The organism is Vibrio sp. 779(2023) (assembly GCF_033344285.1).
In the GTDB taxonomy this organism is placed as follows: domain Bacteria; phylum Pseudomonadota; class Gammaproteobacteria; order Enterobacterales; family Vibrionaceae; genus Vibrio; species Vibrio alginolyticus.
Map to the genome: position 1 here is coordinate 19555 of NZ_JAWPOM010000013.1, position 14877 is coordinate 34431.

General features: G+C 42.9%; 16 protein-coding genes. 5 read left to right on the forward strand and 11 right to left on the reverse strand.

Annotation, left to right across the window (positions count from 1 at the left end; translation table 11 throughout):
* Positions 1 to 282: 282 nt before the first annotated feature.
* Both R8O70_RS16275 and R8O70_RS16280 read right to left on the reverse strand, forming a co-directional pair.
* Positions 283 to 564 carry an HlyU family transcriptional regulator gene (locus R8O70_RS16275; RefSeq protein ID WP_213903780.1) on the reverse strand — a complete coding sequence of 94 codons (282 nt, stop codon included), beginning with the start codon at positions 562 to 564 and terminating at the stop codon, positions 283 to 285.
* A gap of 41 nt (positions 565 to 605) precedes the next feature.
* A complete protein-coding gene (locus tag R8O70_RS16280; RefSeq protein ID WP_005376241.1) occupies positions 606 to 974 on the reverse strand; it encodes a late competence development ComFB family protein in 369 nt (122 codons plus the stop codon).
* 253 nt (positions 975 to 1227) lie between these two features.
* Between R8O70_RS16280 and R8O70_RS16285 the strand changes: the two genes are divergently transcribed.
* Entirely contained in the window at positions 1228 to 2466 is a 1239-nt protein-coding gene (locus tag R8O70_RS16285) for a sensor domain-containing diguanylate cyclase (RefSeq protein ID WP_213903779.1), read from the forward strand.
* A gap of 251 nt (positions 2467 to 2717) precedes the next feature.
* On the opposite strand, the gene R8O70_RS16290 is transcribed toward R8O70_RS16285, so the two are convergent.
* Positions 2718 to 3677, reverse strand: coding sequence for a diguanylate cyclase (locus R8O70_RS16290; RefSeq protein ID WP_171053575.1), 960 nt, complete (start codon positions 3675 to 3677; stop codon positions 2718 to 2720).
* Positions 3678 to 3950: 273 nt separating this feature from the next.
* Here R8O70_RS16290 and R8O70_RS16295 point away from each other — a divergent pair, with 273 nt between their 5' ends.
* Positions 3951 to 4388, forward strand: a complete 438-nt coding sequence (locus tag R8O70_RS16295; RefSeq protein ID WP_005376232.1) for a DUF3069 domain-containing protein — start codon at positions 3951 to 3953, stop codon at positions 4386 to 4388.
* 76 nt (positions 4389 to 4464) lie between these two features.
* Here the strand turns inward: R8O70_RS16295 and modC are convergent, their stop codons facing one another.
* The 4 genes from modC to R8O70_RS16315 all read right to left on the reverse strand — a co-directional run bounded on the left by modC (position 4465) and on the right by R8O70_RS16315 (position 8561).
* Positions 4465 to 5571, reverse strand: coding sequence for a molybdenum ABC transporter ATP-binding protein ModC (modC, locus tag R8O70_RS16300; protein WP_005388041.1), 1107 nt, complete (start codon positions 5569 to 5571; stop codon positions 4465 to 4467).
* Positions 5568 to 6257, reverse strand: coding sequence for a molybdate ABC transporter permease subunit (gene modB / locus R8O70_RS16305; protein WP_054575444.1), 690 nt, complete (start codon positions 6255 to 6257; stop codon positions 5568 to 5570). Before modB ends, modC begins: the two co-directional genes overlap by 4 nt.
* A 27-nt stretch (positions 6258 to 6284) precedes the next feature.
* A complete protein-coding gene (gene modA, locus R8O70_RS16310; RefSeq protein WP_318184266.1) occupies positions 6285 to 7040 on the reverse strand; it encodes a molybdate ABC transporter substrate-binding protein in 756 nt (251 codons plus the stop codon).
* Between the two features lie 69 nt (positions 7041 to 7109).
* Positions 7110 to 8561 carry a cobyric acid synthase gene (locus R8O70_RS16315; protein ID WP_047101159.1) on the reverse strand — a complete coding sequence of 484 codons (1452 nt, stop codon included), beginning with the start codon at positions 8559 to 8561 and terminating at the stop codon, positions 7110 to 7112.
* 155 nt (positions 8562 to 8716) lie between these two features.
* On the opposite strand from R8O70_RS16315, the gene R8O70_RS16320 reads away from it, so the two are divergent.
* Both R8O70_RS16320 and R8O70_RS16325 read left to right on the forward strand, forming a co-directional pair.
* The gene (locus tag R8O70_RS16320; RefSeq protein WP_005376220.1) at positions 8717 to 9091 is read left to right on the forward strand and encodes a YgiW/YdeI family stress tolerance OB fold protein; all 375 of its coding nucleotides are present in this window, start codon (positions 8717 to 8719) and stop codon (positions 9089 to 9091) included.
* Between the two features lie 154 nt (positions 9092 to 9245).
* Complete coding sequence (locus R8O70_RS16325; RefSeq protein ID WP_017634623.1) at positions 9246 to 9782, forward strand: hypothetical protein; 537 nt, start codon at positions 9246 to 9248, stop codon at positions 9780 to 9782.
* A gap of 122 nt (positions 9783 to 9904) precedes the next feature.
* Here the strand turns inward: R8O70_RS16325 and R8O70_RS16330 are convergent, their stop codons facing one another.
* The 3 genes from R8O70_RS16330 to R8O70_RS16340 form a co-directional block, all read right to left on the reverse strand.
* A complete protein-coding gene (locus R8O70_RS16330; protein WP_005388032.1) occupies positions 9905 to 10588 on the reverse strand; it encodes an ATP-dependent zinc protease in 684 nt (227 codons plus the stop codon).
* A gap of 11 nt (positions 10589 to 10599) precedes the next feature.
* A complete protein-coding gene (locus tag R8O70_RS16335) occupies positions 10600 to 11787 on the reverse strand; it encodes an aromatic amino acid transaminase (protein WP_017634625.1) in 1188 nt (395 codons plus the stop codon).
* Positions 11788 to 11942: 155 nt separating this feature from the next.
* Positions 11943 to 12800 (reverse strand): AraC family transcriptional regulator, encoded by an 858-nt coding sequence (locus tag R8O70_RS16340; RefSeq protein ID WP_005388028.1) that lies wholly within the window; start codon positions 12798 to 12800, stop codon positions 11943 to 11945.
* 120 nt (positions 12801 to 12920) lie between these two features.
* On the opposite strand from R8O70_RS16340, the gene R8O70_RS16345 reads away from it, so the two are divergent.
* Complete coding sequence (locus R8O70_RS16345) at positions 12921 to 14306, forward strand: MATE family efflux transporter (RefSeq protein WP_005388027.1); 1386 nt, start codon at positions 12921 to 12923, stop codon at positions 14304 to 14306.
* Between the two features lie 84 nt (positions 14307 to 14390).
* Here the strand turns inward: R8O70_RS16345 and nrdG are convergent, their stop codons facing one another.
* Entirely contained in the window at positions 14391 to 14861 is a 471-nt protein-coding gene (nrdG, locus tag R8O70_RS16350) for an anaerobic ribonucleoside-triphosphate reductase-activating protein (protein WP_005376213.1), read from the reverse strand.
* Positions 14862 to 14877 lie beyond the last annotated feature (16 nt).

Here is a 14877-nt window from a genome sequence, read left to right on the forward strand (position 1 = left end):
GACTAACAGCCCTGTTATTATTCTGTTTGTATCGAACGCGTCTCATTACTTCAAGTGTTTTGTAATTTAAATACTAAATTTCATTACATATAACGCTAAGTAATGAATGATTGTCGCTCTGTGCTCGAAAAATAACAACGCAACACCGTACTAGACTGAGGTCTAACCAGGTAACGATTAAATACTGACTTAACAGAGATTTAAGCGTTAAAAAGAAAGAACCACTAGCATATACACTAATGGCTCTTTTTAAGATGACTGGAATCAAATTGCAGTAAATTGCTAGTCGAAGATTTTATCGCCCATTTGATCAATAAACATTTGAGATTTCTTCAACATAAGGTCATTGGCATCTTGCTCTGAGCCAAGTAAATCGGAGCGAATAAACCGATGTGTTTTCACTTCATCATTGTCATGCTTTTCTATTCGACCAGCGATGCGATATTGTCCGCCCTCTGAAAGGCTCTCTGGGTAAATAAAGAAACCTTTATACTCAACTGGCTCGATATTTTTGGCTTCAACCGTTTTCTCACTACCACCAAACAAACGCGAAAAAAATCCCACGATTCCTCCTTGGGTCAGCTCACTAGTCAACTGAGCGACTCTTACTTAATATTAACGTTAAGGATCGGTTTTTCATACCAATCCAACTCTTTGTCATCATCATAACTAGTATGGGAAAAAATTACAGGCACATCATACTCTCGGTTCTTACGCCTGTCTTCTTTCACCATTTCTGCGGCGTTTTTCACCGCTATATCCGCGCTTTGCTTAAACTGGCTTAATTTTTGTTCAGGAAGTGAAGACAAAAAATCAATATCATGACGGATATAGACAGGCTTGAGCTGGATAAGCGCAAGGCAAGCAATATCGGCTAACTGTTCGTTGTCATACTGTTCTAAAAATTCGGGCAAACTGAGAACCTGGCCTACTAATGTTTCCATGTAATTGTGCACATCTGAGCTTATCTGCATCTGTAAATCTCCTTTTTCCTATGAAATGAGTATAGCAACGACTTGTTTATAACAACTTATTGATTGCTCTTAATTTAATCAATCTCTCTCTTTTTGCCGTAATGTCTTCCAAAATACTTGGGAAAAGGAACAAATAGACGTATTCTTGCTAATTCTCAAAGTTCGAAATTCAATAACGGATAAATATCCATATTGATAAAACGATTTACCTAACCAATTATATAGTCAACTATTTTCAGGCAGTTTGTAATAGATGTCCTCATCGTCAATGACTTCATCAGGCTTCAGATTCTTATTCCCTTTTTTGCTACTGGGCATAGTGAGTTCGGGCATGGACAGCATTATTCAGATGACTCAGGCAAACTGGGGCATTGCCGCAAACTTGCCGTACATACTATTAGGTTGTGCGCTACTCCTTTGTTATTCATTTAAGCAAGGCAGAGAGTCCATGGTGTGCTTGGCAATGTTGCTAGCCTACTTCGTGATACAGCACCGCCTACAAGTCCCGCTTCAAAGTGGTACCGCTTTACTTGAGCTAACCATTTTAGCCACGTTACTTCCTGTCTCGTTTCTTACGGTATTTTTGTTTAGTAAAGAAGGTTTTGACTCTAGAGCCATGTTGACTTACATCTTGATGTTAGCAATGTTCGTTCTTTGGTCTTATCTAACGCTAGCATATTACGTTGAAGGAGGGTTTGAACAATGGACAAGCGGTATTTTATTTATTGTACCGACGGTCTCTAAACTGCCTTTAATTCTTGTTTTATATTGCGTGGGTATTGTCTGTTTTCTTGGAATCCTTGTTTTAAAGAAGAATGAAATTATCCATGCGATGACCTACTCTGCCATGGTATTGGCGTCTGCGACGTTCATTTTCTTTGATGTGCAGTACATATCAAGCACCATGTTTACGCTAACAGGGCTGCTTATCATTATTTATGCCGCTTCCGCTAGCCATCAACTGGCTTTCACCGATAGCCTAACGCTGATTCCGAGCAGACGTGCACTTGATCTCGATCTAAAACACATGGGTAAGAAGTTCACGATCGCAATGCTTGATGTTGATCATTTTAAAAAGTTTAACGACACCTACGGTCACGATACTGGTGATGACGTTCTAAAAATGGTCGCTTCGCGCCTCACTAAAACCCCAGGCGGCGCAAAAGTTTATCGATTTGGCGGAGAAGAATTTACCATCGTTTTTAAAGGCAAATACGCTGACGAATGTAAGAACTTTTTGGAAGAAGCTCGCAAAACGATTGCAGAATACGAGATGATATTACGCGATGAAGAATCTCGCCCTGAGAACCATAAACAAGGACAAAAACGTCGTGGTAGCAACAGTTCGAAAAGAAAGTCGGTTTTTGTTACCGCAAGTTTCGGAGTTGCTGATAGCCGGAATGGGCAAGCTCCTCTGGACGTCATTAAATCAGCGGACGAAGCACTTTACAAAGCGAAAAAGGCCGGACGTAACTGCATAAAGCTTCGTTAGACCCTCACCAATCGTGAAAGTTAACAAGCTTGTCTGGGTTTACAACAAAACCGAACTTCCCCATCAGCATAATAACTGCACTCATCGTTGCCACTATCCTGATGTTATCAATCTAATCAAAGGTATAAGGTATACGCCCGATTGCGACATTCCGTTCGCACTGTTTGCCTATCTTACTTTGAGTTAGCTTTAAAATAACCACCAAAAAGTGACAACGCAACAAAAAGAGTAATATTCATAAGATTTTGTTTTTAAAAAGAATTAACCACAGTATGTGTGTTTCTTCCCAAAGATTTTGATGTATATAGTGCTTTATCAACTGTCGCATACAAATCTGATTGCACTTCTTTCCCTGTCGGTTGAAAAACAAAAACACCCTGTGACACCGTCACTCTACTTGACACACTAGAATACTCATGTGGGTAATCGAGAAAATACATAGCCTCTTGTATACGCTCGGCTTCTCTTTCTGCTGTTTGAGTGTCGGTACACCCTAGCAACACAACAAACTCTTCTCCACCATATCGACCTACATATTCCCCAGAGCGACAAAAAGTAGCCTTGAGTTGATTCGCAATCGCTTGCAAGCAACGATCGCCTTCAATATGACCGTAATTATCATTAAACGGTTTAAAAAAATCGACGTCCAATAGAATCAAAGCCATTGGCATGTTGTGACGGCCATGCCATGCAACCATCGATTCCAACTTATGGTCGATATAACGGCGGTTATAGAGTTTGGTTAGGCCATCTTCATTCGCTTGCTGAGTCAAAAGTTGATTAACCTGCTCCAATTGAGCTGTCGCTTGCTTAAGCTCTCGTCTCATATGAGCAATACGCTGCATTGCGATAAGTTTAGAGTTCAGTACCAGTTTATCTACCGGCTTAATTAAATAGTCATCACCGCCCGCATCTATGGCTTTAGCAATCATTTCTGGCTCTTCGTGACTACTCAAGAAAATAATTGGGATCCAATCCGGAAACGTTTCTCTTATATGAAGAGAGACTTCAAAACCGTTCATATCTGGCATTGATATATCGAGTAACACCAGTTCCGGATCAAAACTCTCATAGGTATTTAACGCCTCTAGTCCACTACCTACGGCTTTTACAATATGTCCAAGTTGCTTTAGACGAATAGCCAACTGCATCCTGTCTAGCTGAACATCGTCAACCAGAAGGATTCGCATCGATGTCCCTGTCGGTTGCATAACGCGTTCCATTTTTAATTATGTCTTTATTAAACATATACCATACTCATAGAGTTGTTGCATTCGACTCATAATTAAGTGCTATATTTTTGTTTGAATATCACGGAATCCATTGCATAAAGCAGTTAGACTGAACGTTACCCTATCTAATCATGGCCTGTGAGCAGAAGTTCAACAAACTCATTCACTTTGGTCATCTTGCGGACTAATGGGTATAGCTATTTGATGCATTTGGTATTAATATTCCCGCCTTTTTGTAATGAGAGACACACCATGTCAGAAGCAACTAACAGCGAAAGCAAAAAAATCGATCTAGCCAGCATTTCTCCAGAGCTACGTAAAGTTATCGAATTTGACGAAGTTCCAGAGCAAATGTTCGAAATGGTTACCTCTATCCATGAAGTGTCTGAAGAAGCGGTACGTGAATCATGGGACGAAATGCCAGCAAGTGCACAGAACATTCTAGACAACTTTGAACAGTTTCATGCTCTAGTTTCTGTAGGCCAAGCATTCGCTGGTATTAATGTGATGGAAGAGTTTCCGACTCTTAATCTGCCAGAAAACATGACAGATGAAGATAAAGAAGAATACCGTGCTCAACTACTTGATAATGTGCTTCACAACTGTGTGAAAGACATGGTTAAGCAACTTAAGAAAGCACGTCGTGACCCACTTCTTAAGCGTGAATTCAAAGAAGTATTCGCGAAGTAATTCCGACATTCTTCTAGTAACAAAGGCCGCACTTTGCGGCCTTTTTTGATCATGAAGCGTAAATCAGTCTAAACGGTTAATGAGGCGCTAGTGCCATATCTTTTTGTGTCACACTGACACCTTTAATTTGTGCAAAAACACGGCTACCAACTTTTAGGTTGAGATCATCAAGGGCCCACGGTGTGATCGTTGCCCACAAATAACATTTCTCGTCTAGCTTGAGTGATACATTAATACTCTGCTTGTCATCGGCTGCGTTAAACGCCTCGATGGAATCGACAATAGCAGGCAAAATATTTCGAATCGACGTCGCCTTGGGTTGCTCGAGCGTGATAGAAACGTCGTTGGCACGCACTTGCAAGCGTATTGGCGTGTCTGGTGTTCCGTCAATCTTTTGCACCCACAGGAATACATTAGGTGCAAGGCTGATACAAGTCAGTGCATAACGTTCATGATGTTCAGCAATCCGGCCTTCAAATAAGCTGCTTTGATCTGAGAAAGATTGCCATGGACGCATAGCATGAGAAGCCCACACTTCCTCAAGCTTACCTGAACTCGAAATTTTACCTTGGTCAATAATTGCAAGGTGCTGAGCAAGCCTTAAAATTTCCTGGAGACTGTGTGTGACATAGATAATAGGGATATTTACCTTCTCCGACAACTCCTCAAGAAAAGGCATTACCTCACGCTTTCTTGGCATATCGAGTGAGGCAAGTGGCTCATCCATCAAAAGCAAATTGGGTTTAGATAGCAATGCGCGCGCAATCGCAACACGTTGCTTTTCACCACCAGAAAGTGATACCGGAAAGCGCTTTAGTAACGGTTTGATAGACAAGAGTTCGGTGACTGCATCAAAATACTCGTCATCTTTTTCTTTAACGCCATATAACAAATTGCCTTGAACCGAATAGTGAGGAAACAAACGTGAATCCTGAAACACATAACCAATACCACGCTTGTGCGTTGGTAGGTTGATTCCCTGTTCACTGTCAAACAAAACATGCTCACCAACCGCAACATACCCTTGTCTTGGAGTGACCAATCCGCTGATGATGTTAATCAATGTCGTTTTACCTGCACCAGATCGTCCAAACAAGGCACTAATTCCATTACAGGGTAACTTAAGTTTGATGTCGAAGTCAGTCTCACCAAGCATTTGTTTAAATTGGACTTTAATCGTCATTGCTTCGCACCCAATCTGCTTGCCGCTTTACGATTTAGCCATTCAGAGATCATTAATGTAGACAAGGCTAACGCGATAGAAATGATACACAGACGAGCCGCCTGCATTTCTGCACCTGGCGTTTCAATAAAGTTGTACATTGCCAGCGGAATCGTTTGGGTCTCACCCGGAATGTTAGAGACGAAACTGATCGTCGCCCCGAATTCGCCAAGACTACGAGCAAATGACAGCATCGTGCCCGTAATAATTCCGGGAATGGTCAGTGGTAACGTGATGGTGAGAAACACTTTTAAAGGAGAAGCGCCTAACGTAGAGGCTGCGTGCTCCAATTTAGGGTCGACGCTATCTAAGCTTAAGCGTACTGAACGAACCATCAAAGGCAAAGCCACGACAATACAAGCGACTACTGCCCCTTTCCAATTAAAGCTAAATACTACCCCTAAGTTTTCATAGAGCCACTTTCCAAGGACCCCTTGTCGTCCTAAAGAAATCAACAATAAATAGCCGATTACCACTGGCGGCAATACCAGTGGTAAATGAATTAAGCTATCGAGAATCGATTTACCAAAGAACGTTTTTCGAGAAAGTAGCCAAGCAAGAAAAACGCCGAGAGGAATCAGCCAAAGTACTGCGTACGCGCCTACTTTGAGGCTTAACATTAAGGCTTGGTATTCCAGTTCTGTCACGCTTAGTTCCTATAATTGAAGGCCGGTTTATTGCTGAAAGCCATATTGAGCAAAAACGCGTGCGGCTTCGTCCGATTTTAGGTACTGGAAGAACTGCTCCGACTCAGTAGAATCATTCACAATTGCAGCCGGGTAAACAATAGCCGCATGCGTATCACTCGCAAATTCGCCGAGAATTTTGACTTTATCAGTTAACTGAGCATCGGTTTTGTAGACCACACCTAAAGGCGCTTCTCCACGTTCAACCAACGCCAAAGCTAAGCGCACATTCTTTGCTGGTGCGACGTGAGTTTGAACCGCTTTCCATACACCCAGTGTAGTCAATGACTCTTTCGCGTACATACCAGCAGGTACTGACGTCGGATTGCCTAAAGCAAGACGATTTCCATGCAATGCCTTCTCCCATGCCTTTGTATCAGAAAAGTTAAATGAGCTTAATTCTGAAGACTGGGGAGCAATCAACACTAAGCTATTGCGCACTAGATTTGTGACATTGTCACGATAAATGACGTCTTTATCGACCAAATAATCCATCCATTTCGTGTTCGCAGAAATGAATACATCCGCTGGTGCGCCATTGATAATTTGTCGAGCGATAGAAGAAGAACCACCATAAACGGGAGTGATAGAAACGTCATACTTTTCTTCAAAGTTTTGCGCGATCTCGTTAATCGCATTCGTCATAGAAGAGGCTGCATACACTTTTAGGTTCGTTGCTGCGTTTGCTGAAAATGAAATGCTTAATACTGCCGCAAGGCAAGCATGCTGTTTCCATGCTTTCATAGAGATACTCCAATACAAGGCAAGCGAAAGAACAGGTTATTTGAATATAAAGTTCAATCAGTTAATGTGCTATTTAAACAAAAAATCAAGGCGCATATGTTGTTCTATCGCATCTGCGATGCGATTAATGCCTTGCTCCTTTAACTCTTCAAAGTCTTGTTGTTTGATTTGGGTGCCGTTTACCCATTCTGATACCAGGCTTAAGACATCTGCCTCGTCAAAGAACCCGTGAAGGTAGGTTCCCATGATTTGGCCACACTCGCTGATCGCCCCTTCCGCTTCACCGGAACTGAATGTAAGAGGTTGCAGGCCCCGTACTTCACTTCGCCCTACGTGGATTTCATAACCCTTTACATTGGCTGTTTTGCCGTTAAGAGAAAGCTGTGCTTGTGTGTTTGTAAGCTGTTTGCTGTTAGTTAGCGTCGTAGTGATATCAAGCAAGCCAAGTCCTTCGCTTTGACCTGGTTGGCCTTCGACGCCGTTTGGATCATCAATCAAGTTTCCAAGCATCTGGTAGCCGCCACAGATACCAATCACTTTTCCACCAAGACGAATATGACGTAATATATCGTTATCCCACCCTTGGCTTCTTAGATACTCCAGATCGTCTCTCACTGATTTGGTCCCAGGCAAAATAACCAGGTCGGCTTTATCTATTTTTTCGCCTTTACCTACATAACGTAGATTGATGTCTGGATTCAATCGCAGCACATCAAAATCAGTATGATTACTAATCCGGGTTAAAACAGGCACAACAACATTCAGTTTTACCTCAGAGTGCAACTCTTGCTGCGCAGTGATCGCGTCTTCTGCTTCTAAATTCAAACCATGAAGAAAAGGAAGTACACCAAGTACAGGTTTACCTGTTTTTTCTTCTAGCCAATCGAGGCCCGATTGCAATAAACGAATATCACCTCGAAAACGGTTGATAACAAATCCTTTTACTCGCGCTTGTTCAGATTCAGAAAGTAACGCAAGTGTTCCGTACAAATGTGCAAACACTCCACCACGATCAATATCAGCGACAATGATCACTGGTACATCAGCGGCCTCAGCAAAACCCATGTTTGCAATATCGCCTTCTCGTAAATTGATTTCAGCAGGACTCCCCGCGCCCTCGATAATGATCGAATCAAATTCTTGAGTCAGACGAGAGAAGGAATCTAACACCGTGTCCATCGCCACTTTCTTGTAATCATGAAAGCCAGCCGCATCCATATTGGAAATCGCCTTACCCTGCAAAATGATCTGAGCACCTGTATCACTGTTAGGTTTAATCAAAACCGGATTCATATGTACGGTTGGCTCAATATTACACGCCTGTGCCTGAACGGCCTGTGCTCGACCTATTTCACCGCCATCTTTGGTTACCGCACTATTTAGTGCCATGTTTTGTGGCTTAAATGGGGCAACATTTATCCCTTTTCTTGCTAATACACGGCATAAACCTGCCACAAGGACACTTTTTCCGGCATCCGAAGTGGTGCCTTGAACCATTAAAGATGGGATCGCTGATTTCATGAACATTCGTAAGGAATAGAGGAAGATGAACAATCATAACGTCATCGTCCCCACTTACTCAAGCAAATGAATAGAATATGAATGTTGAAATCATCATTGGTTCAAACAAGCCCTGTTTTAATGACCCCATCAAAACAAACCGATGAGGATGTAACATGAAAAAGAATACAATTATCGCAACAATCGCCGCCTTAGCTATTGCTCCTTCTATCGCGTTCGCGAAAGATAACGCTCAAAACCAATCAAACTTGCAGTTTAACGGTCCTGTCACTGTGGAAAAATTGGATGCCTTGCTAAACGACTCCAATATGTTTACTGAAAAAGATGTGGTCGTTGAAGGTAACTTATTGCGTCAAGTTCGCGCGGATAAGTTTGTCTTTAGCGATGGTTCCGGTGAAGTGATGGTCGAACTCGATGACGATATTCAGCTAAATACTCCGATTGATCACACGACTAAAGTCCGTCTGTTTGGCGAATTTGAAGGCGGGAACAAACCAGAGATTGAAGTCGAACAACTCGTAGTCATGTAAAACAAACCCCGATTGCTGTGCATATCAACATGATGTAGTGACGATTACAGCTAAATAGTGACGGCAAGCACTTAAAATGATAGCTTTATCAATCTTGGTCTGCTTTTTGCAGACCATTTTTTTGTTCATTTTAATCATCTTGCCCGGAGACACCATGCTAGGTAAAGCTCTAAAGGTTGCAGCCTTTGGTTTGTGTGCTATTTTGCCACTTTCCGCACATGCAAATAATTTCAACTACAACACGATGGAATTTCGCATGGGCACTAGCCCTGGTACATTTGGTGGCGAGTTCAATACCTACTTTACAGAGAATACCCATTTCATTGCTCGCGCAGACAGTGAGTTTAGCGGAGACTGGGACATTGCTGGTGGTATAGGCTTTAATGGGCCAGCAGGCCAATTTGCAGATATTTATGGCCAAATGTTGGTACACAACATTAAAGAGAACGGCAGTGATAAAGTGGGTGACGAGTGGCGCACGGAAGTGAATATTGGCACTCGTATTTGGTTTATGCAAAATGTTGAGCTACATGGCCGTATCGGCCAAATCATAGATAATGACGATTCGAACACCATTTACAATCTGGGCGCACGATTCCACTCAACTCAACAACTATCGCTTGGTGCAGATTTCAAAAATAATGGTGTCTATGGCCAGCAAATTGTAATGTCTGCTCGTTTTGCATTTTAGTGGATATGACTACCAGGCATCACAAGCAAGCATATGATTCAATAAAAATAGCCTCCGATTTTGGAGGCCATTTTTTGCTAATCAAGAATTATTAGCTTGTAGCAGAAACTAGCTTTAATACATCAGTTTTTAGCGGTTTTTTTAGGTTTATCTTGCACATATTTTTTCGATACATCCACAACGGCAATATCTCTAAAAAAGCTTCGACCAAGCAAAATTGGAAACGTCATATGTCCGCGATCCGCTAACGTAAACTCTGTCTTTTCTTTGTGATCCCCAACGGTAATGTAGGCTTTTACCACCGCTCGTTTATCCACCTCTTCTGACGAAGACTGCTTAACTTTAGCCCAGCGCTCAACGGGTACTTTAAATTCTTTGGTGTCTTTGTCACCTAAATCTATCTTAAATTTAACCCAGTCTTTACCATCACGCTCAAACGGAACAATGTCAGTCGCACTAATTGATGATGTTGTCGCACCTGTATCGACTCTAGCCTTGAAAGTCTGGTCAATTTCAGGAACATAAACCCATTCTTCAGAACCAAGAATTAACATGCCATCGGGTGTTTTTGTGACCTTGACTGGCTTCTTAGGCTTTGGTTCCGGCTTTTTCTCAGGTTTCGCTTCTGGTTTGGGCTCCACCTCTGGCTTTGGATCTACATCAGGTTTCACTTCTGGCTCGACTTTAACGGGCTCTTCGACCTTTGGCGACTCTGGCTCAACAGGTTCCTGCGTCGTTTGAGTTGACGTACAAGCAATTAAACTGCCGCTCATCATAAGCGGCAGAATCAGTTTCCAGTTTTTCATCCACACTCCAATTAAGCTTGAGATACTTTCTTAATTGCGTCCGCTACGTATGGAATATGAGTTTCGGTAAGTCCGGCAATGTTAATTCGACCATCGCCAACACCATAAATGCCATAATCTTCACGCAGTTGCGCCATTTGGTTTCCACTAAAGCCTAGCACAGTAAACATGCCTTTGTGACCCTCAATGAAATCAAATTGATCTGTATTATGGTTGTTTCTCAACTCGTTACACAAACTTTGACGAAGGCTAACCAAACGATGTTGCATTTCACTCAATTCTTGCTTCCAAACGGAAGTGAGATTGTCATCTTGCAGAATGGTCTTAACTAAAGCTGCACCATGGTCGGGTGGCATCGTGTAAGTAGAGCGAGCTAGAGTGAGGAGTTTACCTTTTGCATTGGTTACATCATGCATGTTCTTACCAACCACAATCGCTGCACCAGTTCGTTCACGGTACAGACCAAAGTTCTTCGAACATGAAGTAGTAATCAACATCTCTTCAACGTTATCTGCCATAAAACGAAGACCTTTTGCGTCTTCTTCTAGGCCATCACCGAAGCCTTGGTAAGCAATGTCCACAAATGGGATGAAACCGTTCTTCTGCGACAATTCTGTAATGGCTTGCCAAGCAGAGAAATCAATATCCGCACCAGTTGGATTGTGGCAACAACCATGAAGAAGTACCACATCTGAAGGCCCAGCTTTCGCAAGATCATCCATCATTTTTGCGGTGTCTACTTGTTTCGTTTCCGAAGAGAAATAGTGGTAGAACTTAACTTTAAGGCCTGCTGCTTCCATCACTGGCTTGTGGTTTACGTAGCTTGGGTTGGAAATCCAAACCGTCGTATCTGGCTGTGCGATCTTCATTAGATCACCGAGCATACGCAGCGCACCACTTGCACCTGGCGTTTGAATAGCTGCAACACGATCCATTGCAGACGTTCCCGTCAGCAGCAAATCGATCATGCTTTTATTAAATTCTTCGCAACCCGCAAGACCAACATAAGACTTGGTTTTTTGAGTTTCAACAACGACATCCTGCGCCATTTGAATGGCTTTCATAATCGGCGTTTCGCCTGCGCTGTTTTTGTATACGCCAATGCCAAGGTCAACCTTGTTTGGACGTTCATCGTTACGGTATGCAACGGATAGAGATAAAATAGGATCTAATACGGGAGTTGGGAGATTAGAAAACATGAAAGTCATAACCCTTTGAAATTCAAGTACCGAACCTCACGTTAACACCATCGCAAAAAATGACGAAATGATTTTTCACTTATTTCATCAATTAGAGAACAAAATTCTGGATTGCGGTGAGTTTTGTGCGCTCTATCGTTCAGAAAAAGAACGATTCACTCCTCGTCGTACCAATCCACTCTACCGTTTTTTCTAAACTCTCTTGGTGTCATGGTCGACCACGCTTTAAAACGTGTACTAAAGTTAGCGCTTGTCGGATATCCGACTATTTCTCCAATATGCTGAATTGGCCATTCTGTTGAACGAAGTAACCTAGCAGCATATTCCATGCGCATACGCGTTAAATGTGCCATTGGGCTTCGACCAAACTGCTTTTGAGTCAGTCGATGCAAATGAGGCTCCGAACATGGATATAGAGCCGCCACCTGCTCAACGCTCCAATCCTTATGGAGCTGACGTTGGACAAGGTCAAATACACGCCGAAGCCTCAATTGGCTGCGTGATATCGACTCTGAGGGCGGCATGTTTAACATCAGCTCTAACTGAGCCACACTATGCTCACCTACCGCACCACCATAATCGATTGGAAGGTGAATGCTGCGTAGTAGTGTTTGGATACATGCATACATCACTTCAGGTGTAGATGAAAGCTGATAGCGAACATCACATTCTAATATCGGCCACTCTCTATCAGGAGCAAGAAAAAGCCACGCGATCTGCCAAGGTTCTTCTTCTATACCAAAACCGTTTTCAACACCTGCGGGTACTGTAATCAACGAGCCCGGTTCCAAATCGTATCGATAAGTCCCACTCTCTAGCCACCCTTTACCACGCACCGTATAGAGCAGCATGTGTTTCTTTTGGTTTTTACGATAAACAGAGAAGAAGTCACGACAAGTGGCAATGCCGCACTGCACAATGCCTCTCTCCTCAAGTGCTAATACTCGACTGTGATCAATAAACTCTTGATAAGTTTTTTCTGAAATCGCGTAGCGTTCTTGTTTATCTTCCATGATTTATTGGCTCACATGTGCGTTAGTAGAGAGTTTTACAAAGGTTTTGGATTCCTTTGAAAAATACACCGCCAAATCATGAGGATAAACTACTCGCATTAATCTTTAAGGAGAAATGCGATGCTCTTAACACGCGAATACATCGATAAAGCATTTTGGCAAAAGCTGATTACGATTGGCCTACCTGTTTCACTTCAGTCCATGCTTTTTGCTTTGCTCGGCGTCGTGGATATTTTCATGGTAAGCCTACTCGGAGAATCTGCAACGGCAGCAGTTGGAGTTGGAAATCGTATCTTTTTCTTCAACCTAGCGGTTGTCTTTGGCCTGTGCGGTGCAGTTACCGTACTTGCTTCTCAATACTACGGCTCAGGAAACCTAGCCGGAATTCGCAGAACGTTGGCGCAATCTTGGTTTATTTCCATTTTGGTGACGCTGCCGTTTATCGTTCTTTATGCGATTTTTGATGAAGAGATCGTCTCTTTTATGTCAGACGATCCTGAATACGTCACTTATGCACGTGATTATCTTGTGGTTACGGGCTTTAGCCTCATTGCTACGGCGATAGTAGTACCGATTGAAGCGGTATTGCGCTCCGTGGGCCAAACCAAACTGGCAACCAACGTTAGTATCTCCGCCATTGTCGTTAACGTCGCGCTTAATTATGTTTTGATTTTTGGTTTATTTGGTTTCCCTCAATGGGGCGTATTTGGTGCAGCCGTAGGTAGTTTTGTTTCTCGATTTTTCCAAACCGCCGTCTTGATTTATTTTTTCTACAAACGATATGCTTACCTAATTCCGACTAAGTTCGATTGGGTACAAGGCCGCCTAAAACAGTATCGAAAAAAGTACTTTAAGGTTTCTTTACCCATGTTGGTCCACGATGCGCTTTGGACTGGTGGATTGATCGTTTACAGCATCATCTATGGGCAATTGGGCGTTTCAGAACTGGCGATCATCTCATTCTTATCACCGATTGAAGGGGTACTGATTTCAACCTTTATGGGATTTGCGGTCGCTGCATCCGTTCTTCTTGGGAATGATATTGGTGCAAAACATTATGACCGAGTCGAGAAAACGGCGTGGTGGTATGTGTTAACCAGCGCAATCTTAGCCACCTTGCTGTTTTTCCTAGTGTGGTTGAGCTCGCCCATGATTCATCACCTATTGGTACTGAGCCCGTTAACCGATGCAGACATGGCACTTAACGTATGTTTAGTCATGGCGCTAGGTATGATTTTGAGGGTGTTTAACATGGTTGGGATTGGCGGCGTACTAAAGAGTGGCGCTGATATTCGCTATAGCATTTTCATCGACACGTTCGGTCAGTGGGCTATTGGCATCCCCCTTACTTATTACACAGGCATGGTGCTAGGGCTGCCTTTGCATTTTGTCTTGATGTCTCTGCTCGCGGAAGAGTTAGTGAAAGGCGTACTGACGACTTACCGTATTCAATCTAAACGTTGGATAAATAATATGGTTGAAGATGACCAATCGGTGACAGCGTAACCAAAAAGACATTAACGAACTCACACCAAAAGGGCTCACCCGTTATGCACGCGTGAGCCCTTTTTATGTGCGGAGAATGCTTGATTAGATGTCCGTAAAGCGATGAATGATTTGGTTTGAACTGCCACGCCATTCGAGATTGAGGTCTTTCTTGTCTTGTTCAAACTTACCATCAATCAAAACATCGATGTATTGCACCACTTCCCTTTGCGCGTCATTCAGTTCCGTCAGCGTGTAGCCAGTCCAAACCCAAATGTCTTTACCTGGGCACTCCTCTCTCACCCTTTTCACTATCTTCAAAATATGAGGCACATTAGCAGGGTGAAGCGGATCTCCACCCGACAACGACAAGCCACGGCGTTTGATACGCGTGTCGTTTAAGTCAGCGATGATTTTGTCTTCCGCTTCTTGCGTGAAAAGTACACCAGAATCCAAACGTTGCGTCGACTGGTTATAACAGCCACGGCACTGATGCACACAACCCGACACAAACAGCGTACAGCGCGTACCCGGTCCGTTAACAACGTCAATTGGATAGTATTGGTGGTAATTCATAATGCGTCTCTGTGTT

What these genes read in the sequence shown, in the direction of transcription:
- R8O70_RS16330 (WP_005388032.1), bottom strand. Translation starts at nt 10,588, where the DNA reads ATGAAAAACTGGAAACTGATTCTGCCGCTTATGATGAGCGGCAGTTTA.
- R8O70_RS16285 (WP_213903779.1), top strand. Translation starts at nt 1,228, where the DNA reads ATGTCCTCATCGTCAATGACTTCATCAGGCTTCAGATTCTTATTCCCT.
- R8O70_RS16295 (WP_005376232.1), top strand. Translation starts at nt 3,951, where the DNA reads ATGTCAGAAGCAACTAACAGCGAAAGCAAAAAAATCGATCTAGCCAGC.
- R8O70_RS16315 (WP_047101159.1), bottom strand. Translation starts at nt 8,561, where the DNA reads ATGAAATCAGCGATCCCATCTTTAATGGTTCAAGGCACCACTTCGGAT.
- R8O70_RS16320 (WP_005376220.1), top strand. Translation starts at nt 8,717, where the DNA reads ATGAAAAAGAATACAATTATCGCAACAATCGCCGCCTTAGCTATTGCT.
- nrdG (WP_005376213.1), bottom strand. Translation starts at nt 14,861, where the DNA reads ATGAATTACCACCAATACTATCCAATTGACGTTGTTAACGGACCGGGT.
- modA (WP_318184266.1), bottom strand. Translation starts at nt 7,040, where the DNA reads ATGAAAGCATGGAAACAGCATGCTTGCCTTGCGGCAGTATTAAGCATT.
- R8O70_RS16280 (WP_005376241.1), bottom strand. Translation starts at nt 974, where the DNA reads ATGCAGATAAGCTCAGATGTGCACAATTACATGGAAACATTAGTAGGC.
- R8O70_RS16340 (WP_005388028.1), bottom strand. Translation starts at nt 12,800, where the DNA reads ATGGAAGATAAACAAGAACGCTACGCGATTTCAGAAAAAACTTATCAA.
- R8O70_RS16325 (WP_017634623.1), top strand. Translation starts at nt 9,246, where the DNA reads ATGCTAGGTAAAGCTCTAAAGGTTGCAGCCTTTGGTTTGTGTGCTATT.
- R8O70_RS16290 (WP_171053575.1), bottom strand. Translation starts at nt 3,677, where the DNA reads ATGCAACCGACAGGGACATCGATGCGAATCCTTCTGGTTGACGATGTT.
- R8O70_RS16335 (WP_017634625.1), bottom strand. Translation starts at nt 11,787, where the DNA reads ATGTTTTCTAATCTCCCAACTCCCGTATTAGATCCTATTTTATCTCTA.
- R8O70_RS16345 (WP_005388027.1), top strand. Translation starts at nt 12,921, where the DNA reads ATGCTCTTAACACGCGAATACATCGATAAAGCATTTTGGCAAAAGCTG.
- modC (WP_005388041.1), bottom strand. Translation starts at nt 5,571, where the DNA reads ATGACGATTAAAGTCCAATTTAAACAAATGCTTGGTGAGACTGACTTC.